The organism is Blautia intestinihominis (genome assembly GCF_040096655.1).
GTDB classification, from domain to species: domain Bacteria; phylum Bacillota; class Clostridia; order Lachnospirales; family Lachnospiraceae; genus Blautia_A; species Blautia_A intestinihominis.
Window position 1 is genome coordinate 1 of the sequence record NZ_JBBMEI010000060.1, and the last position, 20,018, is coordinate 20,018.

The following is a 20,018-nucleotide window of genomic DNA, read 5'->3' on the forward strand; positions in this document are numbered from 1 at the left end:
TCATGGACGCACCCTGAAAAAAGGCGGTATCCCGCCAGATTTCAGATGCTCTGGTAACTTGTTGCCGAGTAGTTCACTTTCTCCGGTAGGCTCAGTTAATGTTTTTGTTGTTCCTGAAGCAGCTGTTACAGCTACATTGTCAATTTTCAGGAATGGTGCATTTGACTGTGCACTGATATTTGTAGTTGTACCTTTTACCGTATTGTTACTTACAAACCAAGCATATGTACTTGATCCCAGCGCTACAGCGGCAACGCATACCATGGCAACCTTTGTTACGCTAATCTGAAAACCTGCGCTGTCAATAATTTCTTGAACTCGCATAGAAAGAATGATAATATAAAATCAAAGCATATTTCTTAAACTTTCAGGGCATTTTGCCGTCTATTTATTTTTTCTAAAAACATTTCAGAAATCCATGCTTTTAAATTCCGATCAAAATAAAAGCAGGAGTTTGAAGTGATAAAAAACAGTACATTTTTTGACTCCTGCAAAAAACAGGAGGTATATCTATGACAAGAAGAAAGAATCGAAAAATTGCTGTAAAGAAGAATTGTAATGTAAGAAAAAATCTGACAGCAAACAGAAAGTATAAGGATACTGTATTTCGAATGCTGTTTTCTGACAGAAAGAATTTATTGTCACTTTATAATGCTGTAAATGGAAGTGCGTATGAAGATGAAGCGGCGCTGGAAATTGTAACATTGGAAAACGCTATCTACATGGGAATGAAAAATGACTTGGCATTTATTGTAGATACAGGACTGTTTTTGTATGAACATCAGTCAACCTATACTCCTAATATGCCGTTGAGAGATTTGTTTTACATATCAGCAGAATACCAAAAGTTTGTAAACCACAGATCATTGTATTCTTCAGTGATTCAGAAAATTCCTGCACCGAATTTTATTGTATTTTATAATGGGACAGAAAAGAAGGAAGACAGTTGGATAAATTATCTTTCAGAAGCATATCAAAACCTGTCGGGTGAGCCGAACCTGGAATTGAAAGTACTCACACTGAATATTAATGAAGGTCACAATGGTGAGCTTATGGAGCAGTGCCAGATTTTGAGAGAATATGCACAATATGTGGCAAAGGTGAGGGAGTACGCTCGAGAGACTGAATTAGATGTTGCAGTGGAACAGGCAGTGAATGACTGTATTCAGAATAATATTCTTACAGAATTTCTTCGGAAAAACAAGTCGGAGGTAATAGCAATGAGTATATTCGAATATGACAAGGAAGAGGAAGAAAAGAAACTTCGCAAAGCAGAATTTGAGGCCGGCAGGGAAGCTGGAAAAAAAGAAATTATACAGTATATGTACAGTACGGGTAAATATACGCTTGATGAGATTGCGGAAATTCTGGGATTATCAATTGGTGAAGTTAGAAGAAACCACTAGGGACGGAGTTTTCCGACTCGTTTGGTGTTACAGTGTTTTTTGAATCAATGTGAGTTATAATGCACTTCCCACGGTGGTAATATGGAAAAATATTTTAAAATACCTTGAATCAGAAGAGAAAGAATGCTACCATAAACCCAAAGTATATTTCTTTTTATTCCAGGCATCTATGCCGTCTATTTGTTTTTTTCTAAAATCATTTCAGAAATTCATGCTTTTAAACCCAACAAAAATCAAAAGCAGGAGTTTGACAGGTGGGAGGATTTGCTGTTAGATGCATATGAGAACCTGACGGAGACACCAAATCTGGAATTAAAAGTACTCACTTTAAATATCAATGAAGGGCACAACGAGGAACTGATGGAACAATGCCTGATACTAAAGGAGTATGCACAGTATGTGGCAAAAGTACGAAATTACACAAAAGAAATGAAGTTGGATGTAGCCGTGGAACATGCTAATCTAATCAGGTAATCATAGGGGAGGGAGTTTTTGATGTATCCATAAGTGACACTAATTGAACCGGAAAACTCCGTCCCCCCCAGTGATTTGTGAAAGGAGCAATTTATGCCAAGACAAGCCAGAAAAAAGAGTGCTCTCAATATTAACCATATCATTTTGAGAGGTGTTAATCAGCAGATTATTTTCGAAGACGAATATGATTATCAGCAATTTATCAGCATTTTGCGTTATTATAAAGACATTTGTAATTTCAGAGTATATGCCTATTGTCTTATGAATAATCATATACATCTATTGATTGGGCATACAAGTACAGAGCCCGGCATGATAATGCAGAAAATAGAAGTAAAATTTGTCAGATGGTACAACCAGAGGTATCAACGCATAGGAAATCTGTTTCAGGATCGATATAAAAGTGAACCGGTAAATGACCTGGGACACCTCAAAACGATATTTCGATATATTCATCAAAACCCACTTCACGCAGGATTGGAAACGATACCAGGTACATATTTCTGGAGTAGTTACCATGCGTATGCGGATTTGGAGGCTTCTTTTATAGATATCGACAAAATTCTTAGTTTGTTTCAAAGTCATGTGGAATGCATGAACTATCTCAATAGTAATTCAGACGAAAAATGCATGGAGCATCATTCTTCTGTACATCTTTCTGATGTGGATGCTCTCAGGATAATTCAGGCAAAAACATCTTGCAATTCCCCCTCGGACTTTCAGCGTCTTGACCTTTTTACAAGAAATCAATACCTGCAGTTATTAAAACATTCCGGTATTTCTGTCCGCCAGCTTAGCAGACTTACCGGAATTTCGCGAACTTCAATAAATACTGTGATAAAAACGCAGTATCCTTGGGGCGATTAAAAAGCACTTGAACTATCCCCGGAATTTTGTTATATTATAACGATTTAGCAACGAAGCTATCTGGAAGGCGTGGGATTCGAAAGGAGAATATTATGTATAAGTTTGTAACAGACAAAGTCTATCTGAAAGAATCCTATCGTATCTGTGCCGGCATGGTCAATCAACTGGTGCAAAATCTTAAAGGCCGTGGGATACAGGCACGGATGGCTGTGGCGGGCAGTAAAAAAAGAGGGCTTGTAACACAGAATGAACGAGAAGCGATAGATTATGACTTTAATTTGTGGATTGAAGAGGCGCAAAATATTGATATATGGAATGATCCAAGGCAATTAAAAACTACAATCATAGAATCCTTCAATGAAATATTGGTCAGGAATGACTGGAAAACATGCGATGATTCCACATCAGTTATTACGACAAAAAAAGTACAGTTGGAGAAGGGAAATAAGACGCCATTTCGCATTGATCTTTGTATTGTAAGAGAAGATGATTGTGGGAATTGGTATCGATTGATCCATAAGAAAACAGGAAACACAAGATCAGATCAGTACTGTTGGGAACAGGGAATATCAATAAAAGATCTGAATTCCAAGGAAAAATTTCTGAAGCCTGCCCATTGGATGAAGGTTAGGGAAACTTATCTGGTCAAAAAAAACATGCATCTTTCCAGACAGGATACGGACAGGCGTTCATCCTATAATTGCTATATCGAGGCAATAAATGAAGTGTATGCGAAGGTGCATGCTGGAAATAAATGAACCGATAGGGAACTCTTTACAAATCATCATCTGACTGTGAATCTGTCGATATCCTAAACCAGAAACCACTGGGACATCAAACGAGCCGAAAACACCGTCCCCAGAATCCCATTGAACCGAGTTCTGCAATATGCTATTCTTACAGTAAGAAAGAGGAGAGATGTCGTTGTGTGTGATGCATTAAGAGAGTTATTCAAAGATGAACTGGAAGAGAAATATGAGAGTGGCGTTCACGAGGGAATGCAATAAAGTTTTCTATCAAAAGTCGTGGCAGGCGGAAGTGCAGGCCGCGACTTTTGATGTTGGTCAAAAAAATCACAATACAGCCACACAATGTCGAAAAAAATATGTTATAATTCATGATAAAAAGAGTTTTTATTGAAATTGAAATTCTGCTATGATACCATAAAACAGAGTATACATTACATAAGAAGAAATTTTGATGATAAATATGGAGGTGTACCGATGGCAGATGGAAATAAAACAGATCAGATTCCAGATGAACTGGAGAATCTGTCGCCGGAAGAACTGCAGGAACGCATACAGGAAGAAAAGAAAAACGCGAAGCGTAGCCTCAGATTTGCATTTACAGCACTGCTTGCAATTGTCGCAGTCTGTATTGCCTGGTTTGTGGCAAATAACCGTGTTACCATGACAGGGACGCAGATTTCTGCGGAGAACACAGTACCGTTTGAACTGGCAAGTATAGGATCAAGGCAGAAGGTCGAAATAGATAAATTGAAGGAAAATAATAAAAATATTCTTTCAGCGGGAACATCAAGTCAAAAGTACGAAAAATATATAGATATATATACGGGAACTGAAGAAACATTAGAAAAAGATCTGAATGGAAATAATCCGGAATTTCATGTAGGTACAAGTGGTCTGGCATGGTATCTTAACGGGCAGGAAAGTCTGGTACCAGGAGCAGGCGGGAAACTGGAATTTTATCTGATACCGAAGAAAAGCGGACTTACATCGGCTGCAGTTAAGTTAAATCTGAAAGGCTATACAGAAGATAACAGCGGAAAAGCAATAGAGTTAGATAATGACAAAATCCAGCGTCTTCTTAATGGACATATCCTCTTTTTTAGACATCTGGATAATGAAAAAGGCTATTATGGCTGGATTGGGGATGAGGAGGAATTAAAATTGAATGCTCCGGGTTCAGAAACAGATAACTCCGCAACATTTACAAAGGACATGCCATATAAGGTGACTTTATACTGGAAATGGCCTCAGTATTTCCGTAATTATATTTATACGGACAGAAGTACACAGGGCGATCTGTTTACGAATGTAGTAGAGCAGAGCGAATATTCAAACCTGAATGATTTTATAAATAAGCAGAAGAATGTAAACAGCAGTAAACTTTTTTACGATGTAGCAGCAACAGATGATACAAAAATTACCGCTGATATAAACAACCAAATGAATGATGATACATTAAATACTTGCAGTAACTATTATAATCAGGCAGATGAGTATATTGGCAAAAATGCAAGATATGTCTATGTGCAGATTCAGGTGGATCCGGCAGACTAGCAGATCAGAACAGTCAGACACAGGGAATGAATAAATGAGTGAAGAAATAGAAATGCAGGATAAACAAACGAAAAAAACAGTGAACAGAAAAAAATTATACTATTCGATCGCAGCACTTGTGGTTGTTGCAGTATTGCTTGTGGGATTTTCATTTGCATGGTTTTTTAATAAGACAGATATGGCAACGCTGATGCCAATAAAAGAACCATCAAACATAACAATCCTGGGACCGAATGGCTCAGAACTGACATCGTTGGATCTGAATTATACAGCTGCAGACAAAAATGGCAATACCGTGACGGTGCGGAGAGTAATCTGTGTGCAGAGTGCAGCAGATAAATTTAAGCTGGAAATTGCACATACAACGAACCTTAAAGGTCTGACATTTAAGCTGTATCCGGTTTCTTCGAATGGAACCGACAGTGGATATACGTACAGTTACAACGCTGCAAATCCAATCGAGGGCACGTATATAAACCTTGACAATAAAAAGGATTATAAATATGCCAATAAATCTAAACATAATAACAATTACGGAGATTACCAGAGTGTCCAGACGCATGCAGAACCCTTGTACTGGCTGACCAGTCAGCCCCTGAATGCGGATAAAAGCACAGTGGAGAATCAGGTGATGATTGATGGTGTTCAGAATCACCGTACCTATTATGTTTGCGAGGTAACTTGGACAGAAACAACAAAAGAAACAGATATTTTCTATATTCTGGCACAAACTGCATAAATAAAGCAGGGTAAGAGGTTAGAGAATGAGATTTACAGACAGACCAAAATGGAAAAGAACAGTGCTGGCAGTTATTTGCCTGATCGGTTTGCTTGCAGTTGCAGGAGGCAGTTTTGCAGCATACACCAGTCAGGCTTTTCAGCGTGGTGTGGCACGAAACAGAGATAATGAAACGGTACGTTTTACTTCAAATTATCTGCAGAGTTGTGCTTCTAATGCTGCAGAGAGTTCATATGCGACAAGAATTGTTTCATTTGGGGAAGACAACAAAAACTCAGAGCGATTAGACGTTGAGCTGGATATATATAATTATGTGTATAACTACACAGATGGAAATACAAACCTGATAAGTCAGAGAGATATTACGTATGATCTGACCATTTCATTCAGCGGCGGTGGAGAAAATGGATATAGTATAAGCACGGATGCGGGAACCGTTAGTGGCAGTGGAACAAAATTTCAGGTAAAAGATCTGACTCTGACGGGCCGTACAGCCAGATCTCATAAGTTTAATATACACTTCCCAGTCAGTGATCTGGATCAGGTGAAAATTACAGTGACTGCGGTTCCACGCAATCTGTCTGTAACGAATGGGCAGAAACTGGCAGCAGTGATTTCACCGTGCGTTGGAACGGCAACGGCTACATTCAGTTCAGAGGGGAAATTTGTTTACGATACAAACGCAAATCCGACTGACTATGATGGATTTAATTATGAAATTTCTATTTCAAGTGGTGAGGCAACTGCGGTACTTGAGTGGAATCCTGATGTTTTGGAAATAGATCAGTTTTTCCTGAGTACTAATAATTTAACGCCCTCATCAGGTATAACTCATTCTGGGTGGAAACAGATTACAATGAAGATGGATCAGACAAAAGGAGAAGGTGATTATCTGATTTCATTTTACAAAAATACATCTACCATTCCGGATACCTGGGGTGAAATGAACAGCTATATCAGTTTTACTGCAACACAGATAACGCAGTAACACAAAATCAGATTTGATGACAGATATCTGACGGAAGATCAGATAGCAGATCTTAATTCTGGAGGAGTGAGATTCGTGAAAAAATACAAACAGGTTCTGGCAGCATTTGTGGCAATGAATTTAACAGTATATGTAATGCCGACAGGCATAGTGAAAATCAGTGCCAGCGTAGAAAGTCAGGAAGATAAAAATACAACAGAAACGGCATTGTCAGCAGAATCGGAAAATGCTGCAGCAGGAGAATCAGAAAACACTGTATCTGTAGGGATGACAGAAAATACAGAAGCTGCAACAGCATCAGAAGAGGGTACCAGTGAGTCTGCAGAGACAGAAGACGATACAGATTTTTTCGATACAGATGTGGAAATTACAGAAGACGATACAGACAACAGTGAGGATACTTCTGATATCGACCAATCAGAGATATCTGTTTCAGAAGAAGAGGACATGTTTTCTGATGGAACACAGTCAGGGACGGATTCTGTGGCTGATGTGCAGGAGAAAGAGGTACCGACAGTACAGGCAGCTGTCACCGGAAAGCTGCATCTGGAACAGCTCAAACATTATGATGCAAATACAAAGACGATGACACTCTTTGATGCGACAGATTTGATTTTGCTTTCAAACTGTGATCAGAGCGAAGTACAGAATATTACTGTATTGTTTAACAACTCCGGTGACTGGGATGTTACTGCAAAAGCGAACATAAAAGCAAATACAGACATTTCAGACCATATGAATGGAACGACTGTGGCTGCAGTAAATGATGAAGAGAATCTGCAGGAGGCTGTTGCCGAGACCGAGAGCACAGAGTCGGTGGAAATACAGAATAATGGCGAAGAGACAGATACAGAGATTCAGAATGTAACAGAAGCAGAGCTGGAAGATACTGCAGATGAACAGAACATTACAGAATCTTCATCTGCAGCCTCTGCAAATGAAGATTCTGAGGGGGCAGGAGAGGCACTTGAGACATCAGAAAAATTTATTACGCAGCAGGAATACTCATATCAGGGAATTGGTGATGCAACGAATCCTTTCCAGGGAAAGATTTCAGGAACAGCTCCTGCGACCTTGAGAGTAGATCATAGCTTTTTTGGAGGCCTGTCATCAATTGCAACGGTTGGGATGTATGATAATGCGAGCCTGACGATTACCTGGTGCGGGGATGGTTCGATGCCGATGATGGCGGAGGTATATCAGTTTGATACAATGTCAGATGGTTCGATATCACATGTATTGCCGGTCAAAGTGAATGGTGCTTCTTCAGCAACGATGGGAAGTCTGCTTGGAACAGTACAGGGAGTTGCAGGACATACATTAAATATTGGATCAGGTATTACTTATGGAACTAATATCAACGCAACTTCTGCGACTGGAAATACAGGTTTGATCTGTAACACTCTGAGCAGTGGAACAATTTGCATTCGGGATGGTTATACGTATCCAAATGGTTCGACAGAGAATAAGGTAAGTATCACATCAACGGCAGGAAGTGCCGGTGGTGTTGTTGGTGTGATGGAAAACGGAACAGAGCTTGACATAGAAACAACTCTTAGATTTGATAATGTGACAGTGACTGCAACTGCCGGAAATGCCGGTGGCCTGGCAGGCAAACTGAGTGATAACGCAGTGATCAATATAAAACAGAATCTTAGCTTTAGTAATACTGTAACAATTGAAGGATCTGCGAATGCCGGTGGCCTGACTGGAGTAATGGCGAATGAGGGTGCCAAAGCGAATAATGGTGCCAAAATCATAACATCTGCCGGTGCGGCAGTTAATTTTGAGTCGACAACAGTTAGCTCCAGTGCAGGGGCAGCCGGTGGACTGGCAGGAACCATGGCGTTCGATACAAAGCTTCAAACAGATGGTACTGCTGCAATTACACTTACTTCTATGACGATTGAAGGAGGTACTGCGGCTGGTGGTGTATCCGGCAAAGTAGATAACGTTACTTCAGAGAATCTGAATGGGAATGTTACAGTAGCTGAACCATCTGTAGGTGGAAGCAAGAGTGGTGCACAGGCTGGTGGATTTATCGGAAATTATACACTAAATAAGGAGGTTGTCGAAAATGATCAGACATTGCCGGATAAGGTGGTAATTAATGCACCAACGGTATTCGTGCATGGTAATCAAAGCCCTGGTGGAGGAAATGCCGGTGGATATTTTGGCATTTTGAATCTGCAGGGAGCAATTCAATACACAATCGGAAACAGTGAGGAAAATAATAAATTTCAATTTCAGTCAACCTATAAAAAAAAAGGTGGAAACGCAGAAGGATATGGAGCCATAGCAGGACAGCTGACGACATCTGCAAAAGAAAGTACATTACTGATTCAGAATTTTAAGGTTACCTCTAATTTTACTTCGGGTTCTGATAGACCAAGGTATCACGGTGGATTGATTGGAAGAACGGGTGATGACACAGAAAGTAAGGCTACTTATCTTGAAGTAAAAAATGTGGAGGTGACGATATCACTTCCGCATGCAGGTGAATATTTTGGAGGGATTACAGCCTATTTGACTAAAAAAAGTATCCTCAAGGCAGAGGATGTAACTGTATCGACGAATGGAAGTGACAACAGCCTGTGGGAAGGTGCTGGTATTTTAGGATATGCCGGTCAGGGGAGTGTACTGGAATTATCAGGAATTACAGATCTTACAGATGTGAAATTTCAGGGAAGATATCAGGTAGCACAGATAGTAAGATATAATAACTGTGGACTGATCTATGCAACAGGGGATGGAAATGGAAAGGGATGGACATATAAGCGAAGTAATTTTACCAGCTACAGTTCGGCAGTGAACGACATCGGAAATTACGGACAGATTATTCGCCTGAATGCAGACAATACTTTAACAACCGGACTCAGCAGCAATTTGATTACGATAACCAAAGAGCATCAGGTCAAATTGGGCAAGACTGAGAATTGGAGTGATGCTATCAGCCTTTCTTCTGCGGACGATTTCGCATTATTGTCTATAGCGATGAATTCCAGAGGATATTTCAGTGCAGATTCCAGTATTACAAATTTTAACTGGACAAGTCTTTATGCAAAAAACATCACACTTACAGCAGATATAGATTTAAGTGGTACAGGAATAACCGGACTGAGTCGTGACGCGGGAGATGAAACTGTATACACAGGGACTTTTTCTGGTGGAACTGATAAACATACACTGACTCTTGGAATTGGTGAAACATTTGGCTATCAAAATGCTCAGGCTGCTGGTGAGGGAGCAGAAGGTTGCGGAAAAGTATATGCTTATGGAGATTTTCACAAGTGCCAGGGGCTTTTTGCGAAGGTCCGGTCATCTGCAAGTGGAGGATTCAATAATCTTGTTCTTGCAGGGAAGATTCATGTGAGTAACGCAGGAAACGCAATAGAGGCTGGAGGTATTGCTGCGGAAGCTACTTATGCGATTACCCAGGGCATCATTGTACAGGAAACAATTTTGGCAGACGCCCCAAACGGCAGCAATAGTGTATCTGTTGGCGGATTTTTTGGAACTGCGACTGGAAATCTGACTTTGGACAATAAGACTCAAGGTTCTTCGACGATTACAATTCAAAATGTGGCAAAAGCAGCTGAGACAAGAGTATTTGCCGGTGGAGTGATCGGACGAGTTGATAGCGGAACATTCAAGCTGAGATGTAAGAGCCTGACAGTCGGCGGTAGAATCACCAGTGATGCAAAGGAGTATGCCTATGTAGGTGGTCTTGTTGGAATTATTAAAAATGCGAACAGTACACAAGATGCAAATCATTGGATGGAAATAAAAAATGTGACATTTGATGAATTTAAGATAGATGCTCCAAATGCGACAAAGATGTGTGGAGGACTGTTTGGCAGTATCTGGAGTCATGTTGGCGTTTATTTCATGGGAGAAGATGACAATAATGATGGAACGGATACCAAGCTGAAGGTGCAAAGGGCTGAGATCAATGCTCCGAAGGCAGAGAATGTAGGGGGGCTGGCATATCGTTCCAGTGGAATCTGGGAAATCCGTTCTTATGGAATTGATATGCAAAATCTGAAGATTAAGGCAGGCAAAAATGTTGGATTGCTGGTGTGCCGCGGAGAAAAAGGAACAGAAAAAATAGATGGCACGAACACAGAGCTTGGGGCACTGTATCTGAATACGACAAAGTATTGGGATGATGGAACTGAATTTGCGTATAGAATTGGTTCTGGGGTAGATATCAATGTAACCACTTCTGGTGCATTTGATGAATTTGTAGCTTATACAGCTGCATCGGCAGATTCAATTACAAAAAATGGTGAAAACGGGGTTGTTTCTATTGCGACCAAGGCGAGTGGAGCAGATAATTGGGTTGGTGTAGATGCAGAAGAATGCACGACTTATATAAACCGGACCGTATATGGACAGCAGCATCAGACAAATGGATGTAGTCGTTACTATTATGATTTGAAGAGGTGCATCGATAAGGCAAACAAAGACAGTAAGAAGGTTGATGGGTATATAGATACTTCGGAAGAACTTCTTCTGTGGAGTGTATACCGTTATACATGGACGAATATCAGCTATTTTTTCAACAAAGAGGGTAATAAGTACAACATTTCAGATATAACGAACAGTACTACAATCGGTGGTGCATCAGAAAAGATTACGTTGGATATGAAGAAGTACAGTTATTATCCGATTGATCTGGATAGTAACATTACAGTGCAGAATGCCATTATAAAATTTCACAATGAGGAAATTGAAGGATTTGAAAACAGTAAAACCAATAAGTCTACTGCGGCAGACAGCGATGCATCACGTACACAGCATTACACGATGCACTGTGGGCTGTTTTTGAATCATTTAAATGATTCTGATGCTAAAATGACAGTGAATGTTAGCGATGTTACTTTTTCAGGAAGTGTTGGAAAAGTAAATAACAACAGTGGTTCGGGTGTGTTATTTGCAGGAAATGTACGTGGAAACAAGAAAGAGAATGCAACGTGTGAAGCTGAGGTAACGATAGATGATATTTGTTTTGAAAATCTGAAGGTTACGAATTGTAGAACAGAGTATGCACCGCTTCTGATTAATACAATTGGAAATTATACAACACTGACTGTGAATGGAATAACGAATAGTTATGAGTCCAAAAACGCGGTAGCTTCCAGTCTGATCGGAAACGTGGGATCTGCGGATGGAGTACAGATTAATCTGTCTTTCCTGAATATTTCTCTTCCGGATCATGCCGTCGGAGAGGGAGGAATCTTTACACATGCCACTTTATTAGAATCATTTAAACATAATGGTTCTTCTTCTGTTGCAACTTACAACTTTTATCAGGCAGATGACAGAGAGAACGGCAGTTATAAACATAGAAATGTGACCTATGGAAAGGAAATATCTGCTTCCTCAGAGTACACAAATCTGCAGAATTGGTATTATGATGAAAAACTGCATGGAACGGATGATGGAATCATAAAAGATGGCACGAATAGTAATAGTGTGGATTTTTTCGGATATCTTCCATATGTGTGTGCAGGATATAATGAAACCCAGCTGGCACATGAAATAAAAGTTAACCAGCGAGTTGCAGACATAGTAAAAGGATGTGGAACTTACGGACATCCGTATAATATCACGACAGAAGGTCAGATGATGATCATCTCAGAATATCTGTCGACTGGTATGGCACGTAAGGACTGGAGAGTTACGATCACCAGTAATCAGAGAGCTTTCTGTACAGGACAGAATGATAGCACATATGATGTAACGTATCAGTTTAATGGCTCACAGTGGAAGCAGGTACGGAATATAGGAACGCAGGGTGCGTCGGTATGGGAAGAAGTGTCGGACGCAGAACCACTGGAGAATGAAGTAATCCTGCAGTATATGCTGAACGCATATTATGATATTGTAGGAACAAAGCAGAACGATGGCACATATCAGATGAGTCTGACGAACTTCGGAGGCTTTGGTTCAAATGATACATGGCCGTTCCGTGGTGTGCTTACCAGTACAAATGAAAGTGGCACTAAGCTGGTACTGGAAGGTGCCACTACAGGAAATGGTCTGATTCCGTACAGTTATGGTAGTGTAGTAAAAAATCTGACAGTTTCTTATGAGGGAACTGGAAAGACCCTGACGTATGATGGAACGAAAACCTCAGATTATTATCAGAATGCATGTTTTGGCGGTGTGATTGGCTGTGTCCTTGGCGGGGATAACATTATTGACAATGTGTCGATAACAATGGTGGATAGTTGGCTGACTGTCACAGGAACGAAGAAACATCTGATCCCAGTAGGCGGTTATGTTGGTTCTGTCTGCGGTGGAGGTGTGATCTTCCGCGGAATGGGAAACGGTACATCTGCAAAGACAGGACTGACTGATACAATGCTTTCAGGTGATGCGGTTTCTGTGGATGCCAGTGCGAAAAAGAGCATGTATGTCAATCCGTATGTAGGACGTGTACTGGATGGATTTGCGTTCAATGAATCTGGCATTGTGCTTGATAATACAGACAAGAATTATAAGATCAACCAGCTTGATACAGATAATACAGGAAGTATCAGTACAACGATCAGTACAACGGGAACAACTACGACTGTAAAAGACGCACAGGGACTGTTGCTTTTGTCAGCAGCTGTCAACAGTGGTGCTGTGTCTGGTGGAAGCAGCAACGCTTACAGTACACAGACAAATGGTGGAAACAAGACGGCAGGAACATACAAGTTTCAGTTTGGTGGTAAGTATGGAAAGGTAAGGAAGGCATCCTACAGTCACATTGGAAAAACAGGAACCGATGGGGATGAGAACTTGGCAAAATCAGATGACCAGAGCATACCTGGAACAACGAATCTGCCATATCTGCTCAGCAAGTATGGAAATGAAGACAGCTTTAAGATCTGCAGTGCATCTGCAACTATTAATCTGAAACAGGGAAATTATGACATGACTGCTTATGGAAGTGGGTATCAGGGAATTGCTGCAAGATATGTTTCGAATGCGATTGTGAATGCGACGGTTTCTGATGCAAAAGGCATTGTACCGGAATTAGCGAGTATGGATGGAAATGGAAGTACTCTGATTCTGGATACAACTGTAAAAGAATACGCGGATGACGATTTCCATTCTGCATCCATCGGTGGAGTATTTAATTTACTTAGACCTGGAAAGACGACAACCATCAGCAATCTGACACTTCAGGGAAGTAATTCAACTGGAACGGTATCTGGCGGAGTGGCATTGAAATATTACACCGCTGAGGGCGAGGAAATAGAGAGTCCTTCTGATGATTGGGATACCTATAAGAGCAATGTGGGAGTAGGTGGCTTTGCCGGTACGACTGCCAGTATTTCTGCCAGTGAAAGTACCAGTACGGCAAATATTAAATTTGATCAGGTAACTGTTCGGAATATGCACATAAAGGGATCTGTTGATGCCGGAGGACTGCTTGGCAGTTCTGGAAAATCAGCTCCGACGACAAAACCTGTCGGCTATACAGCAAGCAAGAATATTGCCTGCCTGTTAGAACCAACGATGAACAACAGGACTTCTGTGGGAGTACAGATAACAAATTCCCAGTATAACAATATTGTGGTTGAAGCTGCGAATTCCGCCGGTGGTTTTGTGGGATATGTGGACAGCCAGGATAATACCAGTGTTATCAGCTCCCTGAACATAACACAGCAAAACTACGTTGTCGGACGGAGTTCAAAGATTGGGAAAGCTGACAATACAACTACATATGCCGGAGGCACTTTTGGATATATAAGGACACAGATAAAAATCAATACGGATGAGAACACGGATGAAGCTGTGATGCAGGGAGTTACGAGTGCGGCAGGTGAGTGTGCCGGCGGCTTTATTGGAAAAATTGATAATAAGAGATATCAGATCCGTAAAGCGGTGGTGAAAGGAAGCGATGCGGAACCGAATGGAATTATATCTGTGAAATCAAGAACCGGCTATGCCGGTGGTCTTGTAGGAAGGGCAAATGGGACTGATGATTCATGTGAATTCCAGAATTGCCGGGCAGATACTATTGCCATAAATGTTAGCGATTTGACAGGCGGCGAAAGTACTATCGGCGGCGATGGCGGAATTGTGGGGCGAATTCAGGGGGCTGAGGTCACAATCAGTGACTGCGAGGTACAGAAAACTTCCATAGCAGGCGGAAAGTCAGGAGGAGTAGTAGGAGTAGTAGGAAATACCGCAGTAACGGTAAAGTTACAGAATTGTGTGGTAAATGGAACTGAAGATCAAAAGTATAAAATAACCGGAGAAGAAACCGCAGGCGGTATGATTGGATTATCTACTGCTCCTAATAAAAAAATCCAAATGAAACAGTGTGAAGTCAGCAACATGAAAATGATTTCCAACAAATGGGGATGTGGCGGCATGCTGGGAGATGTAGACTGGGCGGCGAATCTGGATACACTGTATTTGTTTGACTGTGCAGTAGAAGATTCTGAAATTCAGGGTACTACAAACGATACAACTGCGGGAGGTTTTACTGGCGATATTCGAGGAAATCTGACGGCGTCAAATTTATTATTGAACAATACAAGTATTCATTGTACTCAGTCAAATAAAGTTGGTATGGTAATCGGTCTTGTTGACAGCAAAACGGGAGCAATATCGGTAGCAGGTCTGAGTATTCAGAACGCAGAGGCATATTATAAAAATGGTGGGAAAAAGAATTCCGTAACACAGTTGTACGGTGTAATCAACAATGACTCAAATGTTGCAAATACAATAAAGAACAAAAGTTATATAGCCTTTGCTGATTATTCTGGTGCAGCATTGGGTGCACAGTCTGTTGGAGATGGAAAAACAGATAAACTGCTGGCAATTCCTGAAAAAACGAATGATACAGATACGGCAGAAACACCTGTGAAACCATATGTGGTGACAAGCCCAAAAAGTACAGCATATGTTTCAACAAAAGGAACTGCTACGACTCCGGCAAAACAGTTTTACCTTTATGGAGACGGGGCGTCCTGGAAAACAAACGGATCGAATTTTACAGTAAAGGCTGAAGAAATTTACAACGACTATAATAATACTGGTTCAGCAAATGCCGGTCTGTACAAATACGCGGATACAGGTATAACTACATTTGAATTCAGTAAGATGATTTCTACATACAATGCGAATCAGTCAACAAAAGCGAACTCTGATTTTCCGGTACTGCAGATTACAGGAAACGATGCGACAGAAATTTCAAAATATCTGGATATTGTTACAAATGGAGGATTCTCAAGGGCGAATGCATTAAACACTTCCGAGAATGCACATGTTACAGCAAGAGCAGATGTATACAGCTATGATACGACAAGCAGAAAATTTATAAGAAAGCCATCGGAAACTTCTTCACTTCGAATATCCAGAAACAGTACCGGAGCACTCAGCTTCAATACCAGTTCAGAATATGATAATACACGGGATCGTTTTACTCTTCTGATGGTGACATTTACAGAAACAGATATAAATGGAACAGTCCACAAATATAATGTGATGGTTCCGGTTGTTGTTCGCCGTATGCTGGAGCTGGATTTTTCAGCGACATTAAGTTATGGAACAAACTTCCAAAGCAGTACATATGAAAGGCTGGAAAGGCATGTCCTGGAAAGTTTCGGAAGTTCGATCACAGCTTATCTGAAATACACATATAACAGTGAGAAAGAAACATTTACAGATTATGGCTGGCAGAGTTACATTAACGGTGGTGGTGACGTAACCGAATCATTGGATAAGAAGATCGTATTTTCTCAGGGAACAGATGTAAAGCTTCCAGCAGGGACACAGTTATCTCTGGTGGATTGTACAAATGGTAAGGTATATTATTATAGAGTTCCGGATAACTCAAGTCTTACAGTCGCTGAGGCGAATAAAATTGCAATGAGTGAATTCAGGGCTTCAGATAGAACAGCGTACCAGGCACCAAGTATTGGAGAACTGATGGGAGCTGTTGCAGAATCGTCAGAGAATGGCACGTTTATAAAAGTGGATCAGAATGGAAAACCAGAAGATATAGAAGTTTCTGATGGAACAAAATATCCGAAACCAACAGTTAAGATCAAGAACCAAGACGGAACATATTCTTATTACAGACTGGCACAGGGAACAGAAACCGGAGGATATAACATTAAAGTTGCGGACAGCAGTTTAAAAACCGGAACAAAGAGCGCGGTTTCAGAGGAATATTATCTTGTGGTTACCGTTCCAAAAGGTACGAACAGTGGACTGCTGAATGGCTCTATACAGACAGAAGTAACAGACAAAATTCCTCACAATATTAACTACCGAACGAAAAAAAAAGGTAATTGGACGGAGGATGATCATGGAGGTACTGCAAGTACATACGTTATTTCAAGCGGATATACGCACAGTGTAAAAGAAGAAAATATAACTGATCTGGCAAAGAAAATATCAGCTTCGGACTCGACTATGAAGGTAGATGTGGTGGATACAATCATGTTTCCAAATACACAGACGTATAACTCATATGATGAATTATATCAGAGGTTCGTGGGTGGCATACAAAATACGGTAAATGGAAAGACTCTGGGTCAACAGTTCCCAAGTGGATCATCCGGAACTGCAAAGTTCTATGTTTATACAGGAAGCGGAACTTCCAGAGTATACTATCAATATACAAATGGTTCATGGAGTGTAGCTTCAGGAGAAACGTCAGCTACGGAATATGCGTGGGTTTCAAATAACGGAACTATGGAATTACCGTTATCAACAGATGGTACGATTGAGAATGCAATCAGTCTTCAGGGAGTGCGTGATCGGGTAAAGGGAACTGCTGGTAGTAGTACTTTTTATGTGGAACTTAAGATGGATGTAAATATTCCAACGTCGGGTCTGAATGCGATTCCGGAGTCAAAGATTGAAGATGGCAAGAGTTTACCGACAGACTTTACAAAGCTGACATATTCCTCACAGCTTTCCACAGAAAAACAGAGTATTACGTACAGTACAAACCGTGCTTTGGCACCAGGTACGCAGACTGCATATTACAGGGATGCTCCGGTAGGCGCAAAACTTACTTATGAAGCAGACCAGATCAGCCAGCTGGGTATCAACTTATTGGATCTTCAGTATCTGGATGCTTCTCAGGAAAGTTCACTGATAGATACGACAGCTGTTTATGATTTGTCAGCAATGAAGGACCTAGACAAAGAACTGCAAAATTCCAGAGGTATCAGATTTACATTAAGTTTGATGCCAAAGAATACATCTGGATCACTGGAAGAATATCAGAATGCGCTGGCAGATGCGAAGGATTATCTGGATGTGGAACTGAAATCAAAGGATTCTGGTACCGTTGAATATACTGTTGGAACAAATGGAGAAGCAGGAAGCTGGTCATGGACTGTTCCAAAGGAGACGTACTGGAAAGATGATAATGTAAGGACTGATTCTGTCTTTAATGGAAGCATTTTAACACAGGCAATTCGGCTCAAAGTAAAAATAGACAATGTCGAAGACAAGAGTCATATGTATTCTAATTACAAGGTCTTTCTTCAGGCCGAAGTTTTAGGAAGCAGTGCAACTACTGTAGTGAGCGGCACACAACAGGACGATAACATCATCTATACTCTTGCAAAGATTAAACCCGAATTTCTCCAGTAGGGATGGTGTTTTCTGGCATTTTCCCTGTCACGCGTGGTTGATTCCATGCGGGACATTTAACAAACCCTCCCCGGTTCCGGGACTGTCATGTTGTGACAGTCCCGGAAACGGGGAGGGTTTTGGTTAAGTCTGTCGAATGATTTTTCTTGCTGTATAAGTACATATCGTGCTACACTGATTATATCTTAAATTCTAAGCCCGTCAGGGCATTCTTATATGTTTCAGTTCTGAAACAGAAATCCAACAAAGCAAAAATCTATTAAAATTGCCCAAACGAAAGGAAGCCTGCTTATGCAAACAAAACTTCAGCAGTATTTTCCCGTGCTCAGAAGCAGGGAAGAAATTTTGAGAGAAATTGATGCGACCGTGAAACTTACAGAAAAATTTTACAGCTGGAGGGAGGCGCAGAGACAGGAATTTCTGGATTTCTGTGCAGGAGTGCGTGGAATCAAGATGCTGTATGATTCGTTTTTTAAGGAGATTATGAATCCGGAAACCGTACCGGAGAGACTGGAAGAATTTCTCAGTATTCTGTTGAATCGAAAAGTGAAAATTGTAGATGTACTGCTGGGAGATTCCACCAGGCTTGCGGACGAGCAGTCACTGCTGATCATGGATATCCTGGTACGTTTTGAGGATGGGACATACTGCAATGTAGAGGTACAGAAGATTGGATATGCCTTTCCGGGAGAGCGGTGTGCGTGTTATTCCTCAGATCTGTTGCTCCGCCAGTACAAAAAAGCCCGGTAGTTTTTCAGAAATATGCGGATAATTATATTCATACCTTTACGCAGCAGTCAGATACAGGATTGGAGATGGATTTACTGCAAAAATATATTTTTATTCCTCTTGACATCTTTAAAGAAAATGTAGAAAATAAAGGTATCAAGAACAAAATGGACGGATGGCTGACATTTCTGGGTATGGATGAACCGGAGAAGATCATAGAACTGATTAATACTTACCCGGAATTCAGGGAGATGTATGAGCATGTGTATTACATATGCCGGAATGTGGGGGATGTTATGGGGATATTTTCGGAAGAACTGAGAATCATGAATCGTAATACTGTGAGATATATGGTAGATGAAATGCAGGAGACGATAGACGAGCAGAAGGAAATGATAGTGGGACAGCAAGAACAGTTGAAGAAGAAGGACAGCGAGATGCAGAAAATGATATTGGAAAAGGACGAAAAGATGAAAGAAAAAGAACACATTATTGAAGAACTGAAAAAACAGATCGCATTGCTTCAAAAATGAATATCAGCCGGGACGGGGTGTGGTTCACTTCCCGTCCCACATGGCTGAGCTACAACCGAATCTTAAACCAATATCTCAACTAAAACCTCCCCGCTTCGGATCTGCCGTAAATGGCAGTATTCCTGAACGGGGAGGTTTGCTGTTAAAATTTCTTAATAATAACGCTTTTTGATTTCTTACGCAGAAGCCGATTATAAGCAGAATACTTTGCCTTCGGGACGCGGACGGTCATTTGCTTTACGCCCTGGTCAATTTTGGATGAAACGGCTTTGAGTTTTTGGCTTTTGATTGTGATGACGCATTTTGCTTTTACATTCCGGAATGCCTGGGAACCGATGCGTGTCAGTCCGGTACCGA

At 40.9% G+C, this 20,018-nt stretch carries 12 protein-coding genes; 11 read left to right on the forward strand and 1 reads right to left on the reverse strand.

Translation table 11 applies throughout. The features are described 5' to 3' along the window. The 11 genes from WMO75_RS14930 to WMO75_RS14980 all read left to right on the forward strand — a co-directional run. The coding region (locus tag WMO75_RS14930; protein ID WP_349078342.1) for a hypothetical protein at positions 1-289 on the forward strand (289 nt) is incomplete at its 5' end. A gap of 223 nt (positions 290-512) precedes the next feature. Then, entirely contained in the window at positions 513-1,406 is an 894-nt protein-coding gene (locus tag WMO75_RS14935) for a hypothetical protein (RefSeq protein WP_118251997.1), read from the forward strand. Between the two features lie 264 nt (positions 1,407-1,670). Beyond that, on the forward strand, positions 1,671-1,880 hold the full coding sequence (locus tag WMO75_RS14940) for a hypothetical protein (RefSeq protein ID WP_349078344.1): 210 nt from the start codon (positions 1,671-1,673) through the stop codon (positions 1,878-1,880). A gap of 93 nt (positions 1,881-1,973) precedes the next feature. After that, positions 1,974-2,747, forward strand: coding sequence for a transposase (locus WMO75_RS14945; protein ID WP_227222692.1), 774 nt, complete (start codon positions 1,974-1,976; stop codon positions 2,745-2,747). A gap of 92 nt (positions 2,748-2,839) precedes the next feature. Further along, complete coding sequence (locus WMO75_RS14950; RefSeq protein WP_349078346.1) at positions 2,840-3,505, forward strand: hypothetical protein; 666 nt, start codon at positions 2,840-2,842, stop codon at positions 3,503-3,505. Between the two features lie 465 nt (positions 3,506-3,970). Next, positions 3,971-5,050, forward strand: coding sequence for a hypothetical protein (locus WMO75_RS14955; RefSeq protein ID WP_118251993.1), 1,080 nt, complete (start codon positions 3,971-3,973; stop codon positions 5,048-5,050). A 34-nt stretch (positions 5,051-5,084) separates the two neighbouring features. After that, positions 5,085-5,789 carry a hypothetical protein gene (locus WMO75_RS14960; RefSeq protein ID WP_303223571.1) on the forward strand — a complete coding sequence of 235 codons (705 nt, stop codon included), beginning with the start codon at positions 5,085-5,087 and terminating at the stop codon, positions 5,787-5,789. Positions 5,790-5,814: 25 nt separating this feature from the next. Next, positions 5,815-6,777 (forward strand): hypothetical protein, encoded by a 963-nt coding sequence (locus WMO75_RS14965; protein WP_349078349.1) that lies wholly within the window; start codon positions 5,815-5,817, stop codon positions 6,775-6,777. A 75-nt stretch (positions 6,778-6,852) separates the two neighbouring features. Then, the gene (locus WMO75_RS14970) at positions 6,853-18,399 is read left to right on the forward strand and encodes a hypothetical protein (RefSeq protein WP_349078350.1); all 11,547 of its coding nucleotides are present in this window, start codon (positions 6,853-6,855) and stop codon (positions 18,397-18,399) included. Positions 18,400-18,690: 291 nt separating this feature from the next. Continuing rightward, on the forward strand, positions 18,691-19,149 hold the full coding sequence (locus tag WMO75_RS14975; protein WP_349078352.1) for a PD-(D/E)XK nuclease family transposase: 459 nt from the start codon (positions 18,691-18,693) through the stop codon (positions 19,147-19,149). Next, positions 19,101-19,661 carry a hypothetical protein gene (locus WMO75_RS14980; RefSeq protein WP_349078355.1) on the forward strand — a complete coding sequence of 187 codons (561 nt, stop codon included), beginning with the start codon at positions 19,101-19,103 and terminating at the stop codon, positions 19,659-19,661. Before WMO75_RS14975 ends, WMO75_RS14980 begins: the two co-directional genes overlap by 49 nt. Before the next feature lie 142 nt (positions 19,662-19,803). Here WMO75_RS14980 and WMO75_RS14985 read toward each other — a convergent pair. Further along, positions 19,804-20,018 (reverse strand): hypothetical protein (locus WMO75_RS14985; protein ID WP_349078357.1); only part of this gene is annotated, 215 nt, incomplete at its 5' end.